Raw genomic sequence first — 17,123 nt, 5'->3', positions numbered from 1 at the left:
GTGACCTCGATGTTCTCGCGGATGGTGAGGTCGGGCACGAGGTTGTAGAACTGGAAGACAAAGCCCAGCTCGCGGCGGCGGTACTCGCCGAGCTCCCCGGCCGAAAGCGTGGTGAGCTCGGTGTCCGCCACGCAGATCTTGCCGCCGTCTGCGGCCTCAAGGCCGCCGATGAGGTTCAGGAAGGTGGACTTGCCCGAGCCCGAGGGCCCCAGCATGACGCAGACCTCGCCCTTGTTGATGGTGGTGGTGATGCCGTCGAGCACCTGGACGCGGGCCTCGCCGTCGCCGTAGTGCTTCATCAGGCCGTCGACCACGAGGTAAGGGGTGTTGCCCTTCATGGGTCGCTCCAATCCGTCAGTAGGGACGTATGCCCTGGCAATAAGTTTACCCAGGCAAACTTATAGACTATGGACCTGCCATTATCAAGCTTCGTGTGCTATTTGACGATTTCTCAGGGGCGGGCCTACAGATCGTTGGCGTAGTCGTGATTATTGCCGCCGCCTGCATCTTCTGGCTCCGCCCCCGCAAGTAAGCGCAGCTAACGTTTGTTGCAAGAAACCTGCCGGGCCTTGCGCCCCGGTGGGTTTCTTTGTGTGCCTGCACTTGGGGGCTGACCTGCTATTTGGGGACAGTCCCCAAATAGCAGGTCCTACCGCAGCCGCAGCACAATCGCCGCCGCGGCCCGCCGCAGCCACCCCTGTCTCGCCGGGATATTGCCTGCCTCCTCGCCGCAGCGGATCCGGAGCAGCAGCTCATCGATGGCCGAAGACGTCGCCCGTCGCCAAAAACCCAGCCGAGGCGCTTGTTCGAACGCCGCCACGACTTGGCTGTGCGCCACAGCAATGCCGCCGCCCCAAACGAGCCCCCGCTCATCGCAAATCTCGCCGAAGATGCTCAGGACACCGAGCGCCTGCTCGGCCGGGTTGTCCCCGCACGAGAGCACAACATAGACCATCGTGCCCTCGTCGAGCGCTGCCAGGGCCTCATCGAAACTCGCGTCGCCAAGGTCGAGCCCCAGCACGACGGCCTCGTGGCTGGCCAACGCCGCCGTGCGTTCCACCAGCTCGAACGCCGTCTGCGTTTCCAGCCCCGAGCGCCTCTCGTACACGGCGCCCGCCTCGGCCGCGTCGTCAAGCAGCAGCCCGAGCTCTATCCGCGCGTCATTCGCCCGCGCCAAGTTGATCAGCGCGACCTTTTGCGGGCGTTTGTTTCGATCCACGGCGATTCCTTTCGGTTGTCGAGCGAGGCGGTACCCTCAGTACAAATCGTACTCACTTGGAGGCAAGAATGCTCGATACCCTTTCTTGCAACTTCATCACCGGCAACAAGGTCCTGTTCGGGCCGGGTAAGCTCGGCCAGCTCGGCGACCAGACGCTTTCCGGCAGTCGCGCCCTCGTCGTGACCACGGGCGGCAAGTCCGCCAAGGCCAACGGCCACCTGGACCGCACCTTGGCCGAGCTCGACCGCGCCGGCGTCTCCCATGTGCTCTTCGACCGCATCGAGCCGAACCCGCTGCGCCAGACCGTCAACGACGGCGGCTGGCTCGCGCGCAACGAGGGCTGAAGGGACTGTCCCTTCGTCTTATCTGCTCGACAGCGGCCGCTAACGTGCGCGAAACAACGGCGTTTCCAGACTGCGCCACAACGGGTGTTAGACTCCCTTATCGGCAACGCAACCGATAGGAGAGTAATTTCATATGTGCGCAGCTCAGAAGCACGACACGACCACCGAGAAGACCACCGCGCAGGTGCTCGTCGACTGCCTGAAGGCAGAGGGCGTCGACGTCATCTTCGGCATTCCGGGCGAGGAGAACCTCGACCTCATGTTCGCCATCAAGGAGGCGGGCATCCGCTTCATCCCGACGCGCCATGAGCAGGGCGCGGCCTTCATGGCCGACGTCTACGGGCGCCTCACCGGACGCGCGGGCGTGTGCCTGGCGACGCTCGGGCCGGGTGCCACGAACCTCGTCACCGGCGTGGCCGACGCGTTTCTCGACGGCGCGCCGCTCGTCGCCATCACGGGCCAGGTCTCCACGGAGCTCATGCAGCTCACGAGCCACCAGTATCTGGACCTCTCGGCCATGTTCTCGCCGATCACCAAGCGCTCCAAGGTGGTCATGCGCCCGGACACCGTGACCGAGATTTGCCGCTTGGCTTTTAAGTATGCCGAGAACGGCAAGCCCGGCGCCACCCACATCGACCTGCCCAAGAACATCGCGCACATGCCCTGCCCGGCAAAGCCGCTGCGCCGCCAGCAGCCGCCCGCGCTCTACGCGGATCCCGCGGCCGTGACCGAGGCCGCGCGCATGATCTCGGAGGCGAGAAACCCGGTGATTCTCGCCGGCGCAGGGGCCGTTCGCGGCCATGCCGCCCAAGCTGTGACCACCATGGCCGAGCGCCTGCACATCCCCGTGGTCCAGACCATGATGGGCAAGGGCATCATCCCCTGCGACAATAAGTACCGTATGGGCGTCGTCGGCATTCCCCAGCACGACTACATCATCGACGCCTTCGACCAGGCCGACCTCGTCATCGGCATCGGCTACGACCTTGTGGAGTGCTCGCCCAAGAAATGGCACACGCACGACGACATGAAGATCATCAACATCGCCGCGCTGCCCGCCGACGTGAACCAGCTCTACGAGCCCGAGATCGAGGTCGTCGGCAACCTGTCCGACAGCATCTACCAGATCCTGCGCACTGCTTGCCGCGACGATAAGCCCGAGCCCGAGTCCATGCTCGCGGTGGGCTGTCGCCTCCACAAGGAGCTCGAGGAACAGGGGAAGGACAACTCGTTCCCCATGAAGCCTGGTCGCCTCATCTCCGACATCCGTAAGGTGCTCGGACGTTCCGACATTCTTGTCTCCGACGTGGGCGCCCACAAGATCTGGATAGGCCGCGAGTACCCTTGCTACGAGCCCAATACGTGCCTCATCTCCAACGGCTTCGCATCCATGGGCTTCGCCGTGCCGGGCGCCTTCGCGGCCAAGATGCTGCGCCCCGAGCGCCGCGTGCTGGCCGTCAGCGGCGACGGCGGCTTCATGATGAACTCGCAGGAGCTGGAGACCGCCGTGCGCGAGAAGGTCCCGTTTGTGACCCTGATTTGGGAAGATGCGCACTACGGCCTGATCAAGTGGAAGGAAGAGGAGCAGTTCGGCGACGTCTTTGGCGTGGGCTTCACGAATCCCGACTTCTGTGCCCTGGCCGAGGCTATGCATTGCCACGGTTACCGCGTGGGGAGCTGCGAGGACTTTATCCCCACGCTCGAGCGCGCCTTCGAGAACACCGACGCTCCCAGCGTGGTCGTCGTGCCCGTCGACTACAGCGCCAACATGGAGCTCACCCGCACACTCCGCGCCGCCTACAACTAGCATTTGACCTAGACCTCGCTAAGCATGCGAGCCGATTTGGAGTTATCGATCGTCTGACGCTCTTTAGAAGAAAACCCGCAGGTCAGAGACTTGCGGGTTTTGCGTATACTCGCCGAACTCGATTTTGATTACATGCTTAGCGTGGGCTAGGCCGCATGGTTGGCTGAAGGGCCGAGAAAAACGCTAGAGGAACAGCTGGTAGGCGCGGCGGGGCTGGGTGCGGTCGCCGTCGATGTAGATGCGGCCGGCGTAGGCGAAGCCGCAGCCCTCGATCACGTGGCGCATCCGAACGTTGTCCTCGTGCGTGTCGACGCGCACCTCGGCGAAGCCGCGGACGCGAGCCTCTTCAATAAGTCGCAGGTAGAAGCGTCGAGCGATGTGGTTGCCGCGGTACGCCGGCGACACGGCGACGCGGTGGATGGTCGCGTAGACGCCGCTCGGGTTGCCGGTCTTGTCCCAGCGGCCGTCCTCGATGACGTCGTAGTTGGCATCGGGCCCGGGGATCAGGGCCGCGGTCGCCGCCACCTGGTTCTTTACGCAGAAGACGCGGCCCCAACCCTGCATCAGGTCGTTCGTCACGTCTGCGACGCTGGGTCCCGTGCCGTGCTGCCACTGGTCGATGCCGTCGGCGGCAAGAAGCGCCCGCCCGGTCTCGAGGGTCGCGATGATGGCGGGGACGTCGTCGACGGTGGCGGGGCGCATGTCGCAGTCTGCGGACTTAACTTCGAGGTTGCTCATCGGTGGTTGCCTTTCGTTCTAATTTTTAGCGGGTTGATTATCGCCTAACGACGGCCGGGTGGGGCGGCTCGCCGCATCATCTCCGAAGCAATCCTATGAATTCTTTCATGCAGTGCATGGGCGCAGACAGCCTCCACCGCCGCCTCAAGAAGATCGTCGGGCAGGTCCAGGACATCGACCGCATGGCCGACGAGGACGTGCCCTGCGAAGACATCCTCTCGCAGATAAACGCCGCCAAGTCCGCGCTGCACCGCCGCGGCCTTCTTGCCCAGAACTTGTGGAGAAGCGCGGCCGGCGCCGGCGCCGGGCGGTGCGCGCCGTTAGGCTAGGTTTCGCGTGGACGGAAGTCGGGGCCGCTCGTGGCCTCTCGGCCCGTACCCCGACGTCACGTTTACGACCTAGGAGCGATTCACATGAACAACGCCGCCCCCGCGGCCCGTGCGAAGCTTTGCGTGGGCCTGCTCGTCCTGCTCGCCTTCGCCCTCGGCTGCACGGAGTTCTCCGTCATCGGCATCGAGACCGAGCTCGCCGACGCGTTCGGGGCGAGCCTCGCCGAGGTCGGGCGCCTCATCAGCGTCTATGCCATCGTTTACGCGGTCTCGACGCCCGTGCTCGCCCTCGTAACAGGCCGTTTCCGTCGCTTCACGCTGCTGCTCGCGTATTCCGGGGTCTTTATCGCGGGCAACGCGCTCGCCGCCTTCGCGCCCACGCTCGGCGTCCTTATCGCCTCGCGCGCCGTCTGCGGCCTCGTGTCGGGCGGCCTGCTCGCCCTCGCCGTCACCTTTCTGCCCGAGCTCGTCGGCGAGAAGAAGACCTCGCTCGCGGTCGCCGTCGTCTATGGTGCCTTCAGCGTGGCCATGGTGCTCGCCACCTCGGCCGGCAAGATGCTCGCGTCGCTTCTTGGCTGGCGCTCCGTCGTCTACGCGTGCCTCGCGCTCGCCATCGCCGCGTGCGCCCTCGTTATCGCGTTCTTGCCCCACGAGGGCGCGACCGACGAGCCCGCCGGCGTCCTCGAGCAGCTGCCGCTCTTGGCTGAGCCGTCCGTCGTGGCGTGCATCGGAGTCTTCGTCTTCGGCATCGGCTCGATTTACGTGTTCTACGGCTACGTGACGCCGTACCTCGAGGAGTTCCTCGGGCTCAGCTCGGGTGAGGCGAGCCTGGTCCTGCTCGTCTACGGCGCGATACTCTTCGCGTCGAACATGCTCTCCGGCGTGCTCGACGAGAAGTTCGGCCTCAAGGCGAACATCGCCGTCTTCCTCGTGCAGGCCGTCGTGCTTACGTGCATGTGGGCCGTCGGCAGCGCGATGCCCGCGGCGCTCGTGGTCATCATGGTGTTCGGCCTGCTCATGTATATGTGTAGCGTCCCGTGCGTGACGCTCTTCATGCGCATGGCGAGCGAGCGCCATACCAAGGCCCTGACGCTCGCGAGCTCGCTCGAGCCCGCCGCGTTCAACATCGGGATCTCGGTCGGCACGGCCATCGGCGGCGTCGTGGTGAGCCGCGCGGGTCTCGGCATGGTCGGGCTGGTCGGCGCCGTCATGGCGCTTGCGGCCTGCGCCTGCGCGACGGCCGCGGCCAAGCTCGAGCCGAGGCACGCCGCGGGGGAGTAGGGGAGGCCCGGCAGCCTCGCGGCTTCGGCGGGCGCGCGTCTCGGCGGCCGTACCTCACCAGATGCCGAGAAGGCCCTCGAGGTTCTCGACGAAGTGCTTGCAGTCGCGGTCGGTAAAGGCCGCGGGTCCCTTGGTCCGCCCGCCGGCGCGACGGACCTTCTTCTCCTCGGCGCGTATGAAGAGGTCCGAGTCGATGGTCGCGGTGGAGTAGACGCGCCCGCGCACCCCGATGGCGCGGGCCCCGCGGCCGAGCACCATGGCCGCAAGGCCGATGTCCTGCGTGACCACGACGTCGCCCGGCTCGAGGCGCTCGACGATGGCGAAGTCGGCGGAGTCCGCGCCGGTGCTCGCGACGAGCGTGTCGACCCAGAACCCGTGCTTGGCCGAGGCCTCATCGCGCGGGTCGCCCGCGCGCACGTGACGCTCGAGGTTCTGCGTCGTGTTGCCGGCGATGATCACGCCGACCCCCGCCCGCCTTGCCACGCCAAGCGCCTCCTTCGTCACCGGACACGCATCCGCGTCGATGAACAACCTGCCCATCCGCACCTCCTTCTTCGCTCTCCCCTTTAGTTCGGAAGGCTTCCAAACTTCGGAAGCCTTCCGAACTTTAGTTAAAACCTCTATAACCGCAGGTAAAAGCCCGTGTCGAAAAATTGACCACGCGTCGAAAAAGTTTGGAAGCCTTCCGAACTTTAGGGGAGAGGCCGCGGCGGGCCGCTGGCCCGCGACGGGGCCTGGGCGAGCGGGCCGCCGGCTCGGCGCCGGGCTGCATTCTTACAGGCAGCTCTCGTAGATGCGGCGGCAGTCGTCCATGGTAAGGCGCTGCAGCTCGCCGATCTCGGCGCCCTTGTTCTGCCGGAGCGTCTCGAGCAGCGCGTCGATGTCGCCCGCGCCGACGCCGAGCTCGCCCAGCGTGCGCGGCATCCCGAGCGAGCAGAAGAACGCCTGGATCTCGTCGATCGTGGCCAGCACCGCGTCCTCGATGGCCTCCTCGGGCGTCGCGTCGATGCAATCCTCCACCACGTCGACCGGCTCGATGCCGAAGACGTCGCGCCCGAACGAGAGCCAGCGCTCCGGCGCGCTTCTCCACACGTAGCGCATCCACGCGGGCATGACGACGGCAAGGCCTGCGCCGTGGGTCACCTGGGGGAAGTGGGCCGAGAGCTCATGATCGAGCGCGTGGCTTTCCCAGCCGCCTGCGCGGCTGTTGGGCTTGGCGCCGCGCCCAAGGCCGGCGATGTCGTTGTGCGCCTGGGTGCCCGCCCACATGATGTTCGCGCGGGCGTCGTAGTCCTCGGGGTCCTCGATGACGCGCGGCGCGCATTCGATGAGCGAGCGGACAAGGCCGCACGCGATCTGGTCGGTCACGGGCACGGGCCCCGTGGAGCCGAAGTAGCGCTCCATGATGTGGGCGCACATGTCCGTTACGCCGGCCGCCGTCTGGTAGGGGGGCAGGGTAAAGGTGAGTTCAGGGTCCATGACGGCGAGCTGCGGGCGGTTGAGCTCGGTTGAGAGCCCGCGTTTCAAGGCGACCTCGTCGTTTTGGATGACGGAGCTCGCCGAGGCCTCCGACCCCGCCGCCGGGATGGTGAGCACGCAGGCCACGGGGAGCTTGCCCTCGGCCACGACCTGGGCTTTCTTCATATAGAGGTCCCAGACGTCGCCCCCATAGGGGACGCCTAGGGCGATGGCCTTGGCGGTGTCGATGGCCGAGCCGCCGCCGACGGCCAGCACCACGTCGCAGCCGTCGGCGCGCGCCGCGGCCACGCCGTCGCGCACGAGGCCGACCTCGGGGTTGGGGCGAGCGCCGCCGAGCTGTGCGTGGCGCACGCCAGCCTTGTCCAGCGACGTCAGCACGCGGTCGAGCGTGCCCGTGCGCACGACAGAGCCCCTCCCGTACACGACGAGCGCGCATTCGTAGCCGAGCTCGGCCAGCTCGGAGCCGGTCTCGTCCACGGCCCCGCGGCCGAAGACGAACTTGGTGGGAACCTGATAGGTGAAGTCGTTCATGGGCATCTCCTTTGAGCGGCCGCGCCGGCCGTCGTTTGTCGCCTTGGTGCGCTAGTGGTGCGCAGCCCATTTATAGTATCAACAAGCCGCGGGCAACAAGCCGCGGGCAACCGCCGCGGGCAACAAGCCGCGGGCAACAAGCCGCGGGCAACAACCAGGAGGCACCTTATGGATACCATCGCTCAATCGCTTTCCGGCACCGAGGCCGGCCAGATCTACCAAAACCTGCCCGCTCACCTGCAGAGCATTTTCCTCGTCGTCATCGTCGCGATGCTCGTGGTGACCCTTTTCGCTTTTCTCGTCTCGGGCTACCTCGCGCTGCGCTACGTCAAGTACAACCGCCGCCAGGATTCCTGCGGCCTCAACGGCGAGCAGGTCGCGCGCCGCGTGCTCGACTCCGCGGGCCTTTCCGACATCGAGGTGTCCAAATCCGGCTCTCTTCTCTTCGGCAACTCCTACAGCCACTACTTCAAGAAGGTCCGCCTGCGCCGCCGCACCATCGAGAAGACCTCGGTCGCGTCGCTCGGCATGGGCGCCCAGAAGGCGTCGCTCGCCGTCCTCGACCGCGAGGGCGACCCGGACATGAAGGTCAGGAACAAGTTCGCCGTCATCGGCATGATGGGCCCGATCGCCTTCATCCCGCTGCTGGTCGTGGGCGCCGTGCTCGACATCATCATCAACAACGGCCAGGGCAACGTGACGCTTCTTGCCTGCGGCATCGGCATCATCTTCTATGTGCTCGCCTTCGTCTTCCAGTTCAGGACGCTCAAGACCGAGAAGAAGGCGCAGGACCGCGCGTGCCAGATCCTCGCGGCAAACGGCATGGCCACCGACGAGGAGATCCGGATGCTGCGAAAGCTCTTCCGCCTGTACAACATCGAGTACATCAACAACATGGTGCTCTCGATGCTCGAGATCCTCTATCGCGCCCTGCAGATCATGGCCGCGGTCAACGGCTCAGGCAGCAAGTCGTCCGACTAAGCGCCGACGCGGCGAACCAGGCGCAGGTCATGCGTGCCGCACTGTCACCTCTCCCACCTAGGCGCCCGCCTCCTCGCGCGGCGCATACGAGTCGAAGAAGACCGTCTCCTCCAGCCCCTTTCGCCTGCGGTGCAGACGGGAGGGGCGGCTTTTGTCGCTGGGGTAGCCGAGCGGCATGAGGGCGACGATGCGATAGGTGGGCGGCACGCTGAACCGGCGGCGGATCTCGGAGGGGTCGATAAGCCCCACCCAGCAGCTGTGGACGCCGAGCTCGGCCGCGGCGAGCGCCATGTGGTCGCCGACGATGGCCACATCGACGGGCCCGAAGTCGGCCACGTCGGGGTTTCTCGCCGCCTCGGCCATGTCGTAGGCGAGCGCGAGCGCCACGGGCGCGCCGAAACGGCAGCGCGTGCAGGCGTCCACCTCGGCCATCGCCTCGTCGCCGCGCAACACGAGGATCCGCTGCGGCTGCCGGTCCTCCGCGGTGGGGGCGAGGTTTCCTGCCTCAAGGATCGCCCGCAGCTTTTCTTCCTCCACCGGCTCGGGCGAGAAGCGCCTCTCGGAGTAACGGTCGCGCATGACGTCGACGATGCTCATGGAACCTCCTGTTGCTAGATGCAGATGTTTTGCATGTTACAAAACACGTGTCGCCCAATGGCATTAATTAATCGACAAATGGTTGAAATCCCTGTTTCAGACGTGTTATCGATCACGGCCTGTGAGCAAGTTGTGTAGATGATGCAGCCATAGTGGCAGACGTTTTGTCCCTCAAAGGAAGGTTCGTTAGCAATGAACGGAATCGTACTGATGGTCCTCGCGGCGGTCGTGCTGGCCGCCGGCTACCTGCTCTACGGCAGGTGGCTCGCCAACAAGTGGGGAGTCGACGAGAACGCCATCACCCCGGCTCGCCGCATGGAGAACGGCCAGGACTTCTCGCCGGCCTCCGGCTTCACCGCCTTTGCCCACCAGTTCTCCTCGATCTGCGGCGCAGGGCCCGTCACGGGCACCATCGTGGCCATGGCCTTTGGCTGGCTGCCCGTCGTGCTGTGGGTCCTCGTCGGCGGCATCTTCTTCGGCGCCGTCCACGACTTCGGCGCCCTGTACGCCTCCATCAAGAACAACGGCAAGTCGCTCGCGCAGCTGTTCGATAAGTACATCGGCGTCACCGGCCGCCGCCTGTTTTTGCTGTTCCAGTGGCTGTTCTGCATCATCGTCATCGCCGCCTTCACCTCGATGGTCTGCGGCACCTTCAAGTACACCGCCGCTGAGGCGGGCGGCATCGACTTCACCAAGTCCTACGCAGCCGGCTGCGCGGGCACCATCTCGATCCTCTTCACCTTCGTGGCCATCGCCTTCGGCTACGTGCAGCGCAAGCTCAACCTCACCGGCGTGGCCGAGTTCGTTGCCGCGGCCGTGTCCATCGTGGTGATGTTCGCCCTGGGCATGCAGTTCCCGCTCTACCTCGACCTCAACCAGTGGATTGCCGTCGTGATGGTCTACCTGGTGTTCGTTGCCGTCGTGCCTATCCAGGTCATCAAGACCCCGCGCGACTACCTGACCGCCATCATGATGGTCGCCATGATCGTCTGCGCCGTTTTGGGCATCGTGGTCTTGGGCGTCACCGGCCGCGGCACCATCACCGCCCCGATGTTCACCGGCTTCTCGACGAAGTCCGGCATGATGTTCCCGGTCCTCTTCGTCTCCGTGGCGTGCGGCGCCCTTTCCGGCTTCCACTCCCTGGTGTCCACCAGCACCTCCTCCAAGCAGCTCTCCAACGAGAAGGACGCCGTCAAGGTCGGTTACGGCTCCATGGTGCTCGAGTCCTTCGTGGGCATCATCGTCATCGTTGTGGCCGGCATCATGTACTCCGACATGAACACCGCCGGCACCGGCGCCCTGAACGCGGGCGTCGCGTCCACGCCGTTCCAGATCTTCGCCGCCGGCGTGGCGCGCGGCATGACCGCCTTCGGCATCGACTCCACCGTGGCCACCGTCTTCATGACCATGAACGTCTCCGCGCTGGCGCTGACCTCGCTCGACGCCGTGGCGCGCATCGGCCGCACCGCCTTCTCCGAGTTCTTCGCGGCGAGCAACGACGCGCTTGCCATCCAGGACCGCAGCGGCATCATGAGGTTCATGGGCAACCCGTGGCTGGCCATCGTGGTCACGCTGATCCCGGGCCTGGCGCTGACCTTCGGCGGCTACAACGCCATCTGGCCGCTCTTTGGCGCCTCCAACCAGCTGCTCGGCGGCCTGACCATGATCATGCTGGCCGTCTTCTGCAAGTGCACCGGCCGCCGCGGCTTCATGCTGCAGATCCCCGTCGCGTTCCTTCTGGTGTGCACCTTCACGTCGCTGGTCCAGTCCTTCATCGGCTGTGCCACAGCGCTCGCCTCCGGCAGCGCGGCCAACGTGTTCAACACCGCGCTGCAGCTGGTCTTCGCCGTGCTGCTCGTGGTGCTCGGCCTGATCGTGGCCTACCACTGCATCGCCGAGATGCGCCGCCGCGAGCCCGGCAGCATGGCCGATGAGGAGCTCGAGTGGACCGAGCTCGGCCGCAAGAACGTGGCCGCGGCCGATGCCGACGCCGTGGCGCCGCAGGTCAGCGATATCGCCGCCGCTGAATAGCCCCGCGACCCCTTCCCCTTGCCTCGTGCCGGCGCGGCCGGTCGCCGGCCGTCCGGCCCGCCATTGGTGACAGGCGCGGGGCCGCACATCCTTGCGGGCGGCGAGCCGTCGGCTTCATGACTCGCCGCCCCTCTCTCCGCGCCCCTGCGCACGCAGCCCGAGCCAGTCATCGCTGACGGGCCCCCGTCGTCCGCAAAGAAAATGGCTCGCCTTGGTCGGTTTTGCAAAGAAAACGGTCCCGTACGGTGCCAAATAGGGGCGTCAGCAGCTATGTATGCAATCAAATTTGGGTTTGCAGAGTAGAAGACAACACCTGCTCCGTAAAAGCGCAGGTCAGAAGCTCGGTCGTTTCTTTGATACTCGCCAATCGCCAATTTGATCACATACTTAGCGTTTTCGCTATGTCCTCGCGACAAAAATAGCCCCGCCGGTCTTGTGTGGCCGGCGGGGCTGATGCTTGCGTGGGGGTCAGGTTGCTTGTCCCCGGCTTCGACAACGGGGGGATCGGCGGCGTTGGCCTTGACGGAATCGATAGCCTTCTTGCAGGCCTGTTTGAGGTGTAGGCCTGGGAGGCGACGACCTCGCTGTTGGCGGCCTCGAGGACGAAGTTGAAGCCTACGTCGGTCTAAGTGATGACGAACTTGCCCCTGAAAGACTCCTTAAAATCGAATGACGGCCTGTACAAAGGATGTCGAACCGATTCGATGCTTGCTCGCGCGAGGGGTGCGTCAACATTGCGAATTTAACTATGTTTGGGGCGTTCTTGGTCGTTCGCCGCCGGTTTTCGCCCGTTCGCTAGCGACCGTTCGCCTTGGCGAGAAGCTTCATTGCCGCGGCCGCGACGGCCTGGGGCGTGAGGCCGCAGCTCGCCTTGAGCTCCTCGGGGTCGTAGCGGTCGTAATAGCCGCGCGGCACGCCGGCGCAGTAAACGGGGCAGGTGGCCGCCGCCTGGCGCGCGACCTTCTCACCGAAACCGCCCTCGAGCTGGCCGTCCTCCACGGTGACGATGGCCTTGTGCGCGGCGGCAAGCTTCTCCACGTACTCGTCAGCGAGGCCCGACGCCACGCGCGGGTTAACCAGCGTCGCGCTCACTCCCTCGGCGGCGAGAAGCCCCGCGGCCTCCTCGGCGATGCCGAAGGCACAGCCGAGGCCGAGTATCGCGACGTCCGCGCCCTCGCGCACGGTCTCGGTCGTCGTCGCCCAGTCCGCCGCGGCGGTGTTGACCTCGCGGTTCACCATGCCCGCTGCGGGCACGCGGATGGCTACGGGGCGCTCGCGCTGCAGGATCGCCCAGTCGAGCATGGCCAGGTACTCCTCGCGGCTCGTGGGCGCCAGATAGGTGAGCCCGGGGATCGCGGAGAGCTCGGGGATGTCGAAGATGCCCAGGTGCGTGACGTCGTTCATGCCGCACACGGAGTCCGCGAAGCTGAGGAGCACGGCGGGGTTGCCGTTCACGCAGAGGTCCTGCATGAGCTGGTCAAACCCGCGCTGGATAAAGGTGCCGTAGAAGCCGTAGACGGGCACGCCGCCGGCGGCCGCGATGCCGCTCGCGAGCGCAACCGCGTGCTCCTCGGCTATGCCCACGTCGACGAATTGTCGGCCGGCCTCGGCGCGGCGCTCCGCCGTGAAGCCCATGACCGTCGGCGTTGCGCTCGAGATGGCCACGACGCGCGGGTCGGCCTCCATGTGGCGTTTGAGCGCCTGGTAGGTGAGCTCGTTGTAGCTGGGCTCGCCGCCTGCGGGAAGCTTGCTCTCGCCGGTCTTCTCGTCGAACCAGCCGTCCCAGTGGAAGCGCTCCTTCTGGTCGACGGCGGGCTGCCAGCCGTGCCCCTTCTCGGTGTTCACGTGCACGACGACGGGGTGGTCGATGCCGCGGACCTCGGCCAAGGCCGCCTCGACGGACCCCTCGTCGTTGCCGTCGGCCACGTAGCGGTAGTCGAGGCCGAGCGCGCGGAAGTAGTTGTTCTCGCACTCGCCGTTGGTCGCGCGGAGCTCCGCCAGGTTGCCGTAGAGGCCGCCATGGTTCTCGGCGATGGACATCTGGTTGTCGTTCACGACGATGATGAGGTTGCTTCCGAGCTCAGCGGCCCAATCGAGGCCCTCGAACGCCTCGCCGCCGGAAAGCGACCCGTCGCCGATGACGGCGACTACGTCGTAGCTCTCGCCCACGAGGTCGCGCCCCTTGGCAAGGCCGCAGGCGAGGCTCACCGAGGTGGAGGTGTGCCCGATGACGAAGTGGTCGTGCTCGGACTCGGAGGGCTCGGAGTAGCCGGACACGTCGTCGTAGCGCTCGGGGTCGGTGAAGGCAGCCGCGCGGCCGGTCAGCATCTTGTGCACGTAGGTCTGGTGGCTCACGTCGAAGACGAGCTTATCGGTGGGGGAGTCGAAGACGCGGTGCAGGGCGATGGTTGTCTCTACGATGCCGAGGTTCGGGCCGACGTGGCCGCCGTGTGCGGCGAGCTTGGCCACGAGGGCGCAGCGGATCTCGGCGGCGAGGCCGGGGAGCTCTTCGGGCGAAAGCGCGCGGACGTCGGCGGGGCCGTTGATCTTCTCGAGGTACATGGGTCTCCTCCCAAATCGGGTATTTGCCGCATGCTATTGAACAACTTGGAGCGCGCTTCAGGTCAAGAAAAAAACGCGGCCCGGGCGCGAAATTTTCGCTGCCCGGGCCGCGCTAGCCGAATGCGCCGCAGCGCCTCTACTCCGCGTGCGACCAGGTCGTCTCCGCCGCGATCTTGAAGGCGATGGTGTACTGGTTGATCAACGGATCCACGTGGCAGAAGAAGACGCGGCCGTCGATGGGCGCCGCGAGCATCTCCTTGACGTGTGCGTCGCCCGCATCGAGCACCTGTCCGAGGGTCTGCCCGGCGCGCACGCGCTCGCCGGGCTCCACGTCGCGCAGGAAAAACCCGCCCGCCCGCTCGCTGCGGACGTCGACTAAGGCCGACTCGTCCAGGTGCGTCGAGCGAAAGCCGCCCGGCAGGGTGAAGCGAACGACCCCGCGGTCGTCGAGGAAGCGCAGGATACAGTCCTCCACCTCGGTCGCGTTGTGCGTCGAGAGCGAGCCCATGTCGCGCACGAACACACTGAAGGCATGCGTGTCCCAGACCTGCCAGTTGTAGTTGAGCGTCGTCGTGTCGAAGCTCGAGGGCTTCTTGGCCACGACGTAGGGGAAGCCGAAGGCGTCCGCCATCCGGAGCGACTCCTGCGAGATGGGGCCCGCGTCGGTCACGCGGACGTGCGGCTGGAAGTCGCCCGGTAAATAAAAGCTGCAGAGCTGGACGCCGTAGGCGTAGCCCTGCACGGCCGAGAAGAGGCCGTCGGCGATGCGTTGCGTGGTCTCGCCGAGGTCGTAGCCCGGAAACATCCGGTTGATGTCGGTCTTGTCCACCGGCCAGAAGCGCTCGGAGATGTTCATCGAGAAGGCGTTGACCGAGGGCACCACGAGCACGCGCTTGCCCGGGTCCATGGCGCCCTTCTCCTCGAGCACGGCGAGGCGGCGAACCAAGTCGGCGCACACGTAGGTCTGCTCGACCTCGTTGCCGCGCATGGAGCCCACGATGGCCACGCACTTCTCTGCGTCCTGGCGCCCGAATTCGTAGCCGAGCACGGTCAGCGGCTCTCGGTAGGGCGTGTCGAGGGTAAAGAGGTTCACCTTTCTCATCAGTTCACGTCCTTGAGGATGCGGCCCAGAAGCGAGCCGGGGTAGACGACGGGGTACTCGCGCAGGGTGAAGAGAAGGCCGGACGCAGGCGCGACCACGCGCTCGGCCACCTCGCCGGTGAGGGCGTTCGCCACGATGCCGATGAGCTGGCCTTCCTTGACCATGGTGCCATGCTCGGCCTCGGGCAAGAAGATGCCTCCCGCGCCCGCGTTGAGGTAGCTGACCTCGCCGTCGTTCGAGATGATGGGCGGCTCGGCGGATACGAAGTCCCCGCCCCAGGCGCCGAGGTGGGCGGCCAGGCGCAGGATGCCCTGCGTGAGGCTCTCGCCGTACGCGTTCGTCACGCGCATTCCGACGCCCGTCTCGACGACGAGCGTGCGGGTGCCCGTCGTGTTGAGCGCGTAGGCGAAGGTGGACTGCAGGACGGTGGCCGAGGCGTGGACCCACACGTAGTCCACGTTGAGCAGCGGCGCCAAGGGAAGAAGCTCGTCCGCCGAGATCTCGTTGATGCGGACCTGCGGCATCTCTCGCAGGAAGATGTTCGAGGCGTGGATGTCGATGGCCACGTCGGCGCCGGACACGTCGTCGAAGACGGCGCGGGCGAGGGTCTCGGTGAGGTCGCCGTCCGCCTTGCCGGGGAAGGTGCGGTTGAGGTCGACGTCGAACATGGGGACGCTTCGCTCGATCGAGTTGATGCCGAGCGGGTTGATGGCGGGGTAGATGTCCACCGTGCCGTAGAGCTTATCGAGGTTTTCCTCGAGGATCTGCGAGAGCTTGAAGGCGACGTACTGGCCCTCGAGCTCGTCTCCGTGGATGCCCGTCACGACGGCGATGCGGGGTTTGTGGCCGCGCTTAGCCGCCTCGCCACCGAAGGGTGTGGCCGCCGTGCCCTCGATGCGGTGCTTCCGTATGAGCAGCCGCTCGCCCACGGGGAGCTCCGAGGCAAAGACCGTCTCGATCATGCGGGTACTCCTATCTGCGCTTTGTTTTCAAATTCCGCATTAGAGTATGGCGGTCGCGCGACGTGCGGCGGTTATGCATCGCGTGTTGTTAACCAGCGCCAAACCCGCCGAAACAAAACGAAACATGCCGCCTACCATTTGGGGACAGTCCCCTTTCTGCAGCGGTTTTGGGACAGACCTGCACCGGGCGACAGATTGCCTGCGATTTGGGGACAGTCCCTTTTTTGTACACGAACCGCCGCTTCGGGCGGCTCGCCCAACGATTCGGCGACGGCGCTTCAGCCTTCGCACGTGTGCAAAAAGGGGACTGTCCCCAAATCGCAGGCGCGGGCGGGCACGACCGATAATCAGCTGCTGTACGTGCCGAGGGCGGCCCAGGCGGCGTCGTCGGTCACCTGGGCGCGCACGGATTGCGCCTGCGACGCCTGCCCGACGAAGACGCCCCGCTCGATGGGGCAGTCCGAGAAGTCGCGGCCGTGCGAGAGCGTGATGTAGTTGCAGTCCGCCTCTCGCCGGTTCGTTGGGTCGACGCCCCGCCAGCAGACGCCGTCGTGCACCTCGACCCAGGCGTGCGTCTCTCCCTCGCCGAGGAGAAATCCGTTGACGTAGCGCGCGGGAACGCCGGCCTCGCGGCAGGCCGAGATGAGCACATGTGCATAGTCCTGGCAGACCCCGCGACCGCCGGCCAGCGCCTCCTCCGCGGTCGTCTTCACGCCGGTGTTCCCGCGGCCGTAGGTCATGACCTGCGAGAGGAGCCCCGCGAGCCGCTCTGCCTTGTCCCTCGCGGGGGCGTTTGCGCAGACCCGCAGCGCGTCGTCGACGAACGCCTTGATGTGAGGCCCTGCCTGCGTGAGCTCGCTTTGGCGAGAATAGACGGGATGCGCCGCCGCCGCGTGAATCTGCGCCGTGTCGACCATGACCATGCCGGACGAGATGAAGGTGAAGCTGTCGTGCGGCCCATCAAGGCGTCCGACCTGCAGTTTATTGCCAAATCCGTCGACCTGCTCGCTCACCCTCACGGGCGGCTCGACGATGAGCTGGGAGTCCATGACCGTCTGGGACCCGGTGTTCGGCGGCATGCAGCGAAGCACGAAATCGTGGGCGCGCACAGGCTCGCTGAACTCCAGCGTCGTCTCAAAAAAATAGTTGAGGATCTTCAT

General features: G+C 65.9%; 16 protein-coding genes. 6 read left to right on the top strand and 10 right to left on the bottom strand.

Translation table 11 applies throughout. The features are described 5' to 3' along the window. Positions 1-338: ATP-binding cassette domain-containing protein (locus tag U5709_RS09365; protein ID WP_321973268.1), on the bottom strand; the 338-nt coding region annotated here is incomplete at its 3' end. A 311-nt stretch (positions 339-649) separates the two neighbouring features. Beyond that, positions 650-1,219: a hypothetical protein gene (locus U5709_RS09360; protein WP_321970822.1), complete on the bottom strand. Its 570-nt coding sequence runs from the start codon at positions 1,217-1,219 to the stop codon at positions 650-652. A 68-nt stretch (positions 1,220-1,287) separates the two neighbouring features. On the opposite strand from U5709_RS09360, the gene U5709_RS09355 reads away from it, so the two are divergent. Together U5709_RS09355 and U5709_RS09350 are read left to right on the top strand one after the other, a co-directional pair. Beyond that, positions 1,288-1,563, top strand: a complete 276-nt coding sequence (locus U5709_RS09355) for an iron-containing alcohol dehydrogenase (RefSeq protein ID WP_321970823.1) — start codon at positions 1,288-1,290, stop codon at positions 1,561-1,563. A 133-nt stretch (positions 1,564-1,696) separates the two neighbouring features. Beyond that, a complete protein-coding gene (locus U5709_RS09350; RefSeq protein WP_321973267.1) occupies positions 1,697-3,370 on the top strand; it encodes an acetolactate synthase large subunit in 1,674 nt (557 codons plus the stop codon). A gap of 183 nt (positions 3,371-3,553) precedes the next feature. Here U5709_RS09350 and U5709_RS09345 read toward each other — a convergent pair whose 3' ends face one another. Then, positions 3,554-4,108 (bottom strand): GNAT family N-acetyltransferase, encoded by a 555-nt coding sequence (locus U5709_RS09345; RefSeq protein WP_321970825.1) that lies wholly within the window; start codon positions 4,106-4,108, stop codon positions 3,554-3,556. A 95-nt stretch (positions 4,109-4,203) separates the two neighbouring features. On the opposite strand from U5709_RS09345, the gene U5709_RS09340 reads away from it, so the two are divergent. Beyond that, positions 4,204-4,437: a metal-sensing transcriptional repressor gene (locus U5709_RS09340; RefSeq protein ID WP_321973266.1), complete on the top strand. Its 234-nt coding sequence runs from the start codon at positions 4,204-4,206 to the stop codon at positions 4,435-4,437. An 84-nt stretch (positions 4,438-4,521) separates the two neighbouring features. Continuing rightward, positions 4,522-5,718: an MFS transporter gene (locus tag U5709_RS09335; RefSeq protein WP_321970827.1), complete on the top strand. Its 1,197-nt coding sequence runs from the start codon at positions 4,522-4,524 to the stop codon at positions 5,716-5,718. 54 nt (positions 5,719-5,772) lie between these two features. Here the strand turns inward: U5709_RS09335 and U5709_RS09330 are convergent, their stop codons facing one another. Further along, on the bottom strand, positions 5,773-6,258 hold the full coding sequence (locus tag U5709_RS09330; RefSeq protein WP_321973265.1) for a DUF188 domain-containing protein: 486 nt from the start codon (positions 6,256-6,258) through the stop codon (positions 5,773-5,775). A gap of 234 nt (positions 6,259-6,492) precedes the next feature. Further along, positions 6,493-7,728, bottom strand: coding sequence for an iron-containing alcohol dehydrogenase (locus tag U5709_RS09325; RefSeq protein WP_321970829.1), 1,236 nt, complete (start codon positions 7,726-7,728; stop codon positions 6,493-6,495). A 168-nt stretch (positions 7,729-7,896) separates the two neighbouring features. On the opposite strand from U5709_RS09325, the gene U5709_RS09320 reads away from it, so the two are divergent. After that, positions 7,897-8,709, top strand: coding sequence for a zinc metallopeptidase (locus tag U5709_RS09320; protein WP_321970830.1), 813 nt, complete (start codon positions 7,897-7,899; stop codon positions 8,707-8,709). 57 nt (positions 8,710-8,766) lie between these two features. Here U5709_RS09320 and U5709_RS09315 read toward each other — a convergent pair whose 3' ends face one another. After that, entirely contained in the window at positions 8,767-9,306 is a 540-nt protein-coding gene (locus U5709_RS09315; protein WP_321970831.1) for a nitroreductase family protein, read from the bottom strand. 192 nt (positions 9,307-9,498) lie between these two features. Between U5709_RS09315 and U5709_RS09310 the strand changes: the two genes are divergently transcribed. Continuing rightward, positions 9,499-11,337, top strand: a complete 1,839-nt coding sequence (locus tag U5709_RS09310) for a carbon starvation protein A (RefSeq protein ID WP_321970832.1) — start codon at positions 9,499-9,501, stop codon at positions 11,335-11,337. Positions 11,338-12,132: 795 nt separating this feature from the next. Here the strand turns inward: U5709_RS09310 and U5709_RS09305 are convergent. The 4 genes from U5709_RS09305 to U5709_RS09290 form a co-directional block, all read right to left on the bottom strand. Then, positions 12,133-13,899: a 1-deoxy-D-xylulose-5-phosphate synthase gene (locus U5709_RS09305; protein WP_321970833.1), complete on the bottom strand. Its 1,767-nt coding sequence runs from the start codon at positions 13,897-13,899 to the stop codon at positions 12,133-12,135. A 136-nt stretch (positions 13,900-14,035) separates the two neighbouring features. Then, positions 14,036-15,001, bottom strand: a complete 966-nt coding sequence (locus U5709_RS09300; RefSeq protein ID WP_321970834.1) for a M14 family metallopeptidase — start codon at positions 14,999-15,001, stop codon at positions 14,036-14,038. Next, positions 15,001-15,963, bottom strand: coding sequence for a M14 family metallopeptidase (locus tag U5709_RS09295; protein WP_321973264.1), 963 nt, complete (start codon positions 15,961-15,963; stop codon positions 15,001-15,003). Before U5709_RS09295 ends, U5709_RS09300 begins: the two co-directional genes overlap by 1 nt. Before the next feature lie 347 nt (positions 15,964-16,310). Continuing rightward, the gene (locus U5709_RS09290) at positions 16,311-17,123 is read right to left on the bottom strand and encodes a transglutaminase family protein (protein ID WP_321973263.1); all 813 of its coding nucleotides are present in this window, start codon (positions 17,121-17,123) and stop codon (positions 16,311-16,313) included.

The organism is Paratractidigestivibacter sp. (genome assembly GCF_963660155.1).
Lineage (GTDB): Bacteria > Actinomycetota > Coriobacteriia > Coriobacteriales > Atopobiaceae > Paratractidigestivibacter.
This window is presented reverse-complemented; position numbering and strand designations above follow the sequence as displayed.

Bases quoted from the DNA above. Each gene is read 5' to 3' on its own strand.
- U5709_RS09355 (WP_321970823.1), top strand. From the start codon at position 1,288: ATGCTCGATACCCTTTCTTGCAACTTCATCACCGGCAACAAGGTCCTG.
- U5709_RS09350 (WP_321973267.1), top strand. From the start codon at position 1,697: ATGTGCGCAGCTCAGAAGCACGACACGACCACCGAGAAGACCACCGCG.
- U5709_RS09345 (WP_321970825.1), bottom strand. From the start codon at position 4,108: ATGAGCAACCTCGAAGTTAAGTCCGCAGACTGCGACATGCGCCCCGCC.
- U5709_RS09340 (WP_321973266.1), top strand. From the start codon at position 4,204: ATGAATTCTTTCATGCAGTGCATGGGCGCAGACAGCCTCCACCGCCGC.
- U5709_RS09335 (WP_321970827.1), top strand. From the start codon at position 4,522: ATGAACAACGCCGCCCCCGCGGCCCGTGCGAAGCTTTGCGTGGGCCTG.
- U5709_RS09330 (WP_321973265.1), bottom strand. From the start codon at position 6,258: ATGGGCAGGTTGTTCATCGACGCGGATGCGTGTCCGGTGACGAAGGAG.
- U5709_RS09325 (WP_321970829.1), bottom strand. From the start codon at position 7,728: ATGAACGACTTCACCTATCAGGTTCCCACCAAGTTCGTCTTCGGCCGC.
- U5709_RS09320 (WP_321970830.1), top strand. From the start codon at position 7,897: ATGGATACCATCGCTCAATCGCTTTCCGGCACCGAGGCCGGCCAGATC.
- U5709_RS09315 (WP_321970831.1), bottom strand. From the start codon at position 9,306: ATGAGCATCGTCGACGTCATGCGCGACCGTTACTCCGAGAGGCGCTTC.
- U5709_RS09310 (WP_321970832.1), top strand. From the start codon at position 9,499: ATGAACGGAATCGTACTGATGGTCCTCGCGGCGGTCGTGCTGGCCGCC.
- U5709_RS09305 (WP_321970833.1), bottom strand. From the start codon at position 13,899: ATGTACCTCGAGAAGATCAACGGCCCCGCCGACGTCCGCGCGCTTTCG.
- U5709_RS09300 (WP_321970834.1), bottom strand. From the start codon at position 15,001: ATGAGAAAGGTGAACCTCTTTACCCTCGACACGCCCTACCGAGAGCCG.
- U5709_RS09295 (WP_321973264.1), bottom strand. From the start codon at position 15,963: ATGATCGAGACGGTCTTTGCCTCGGAGCTCCCCGTGGGCGAGCGGCTG.
- U5709_RS09290 (WP_321973263.1), bottom strand. From the start codon at position 17,123: ATGAAGATCCTCAACTATTTTTTTGAGACGACGCTGGAGTTCAGCGAG.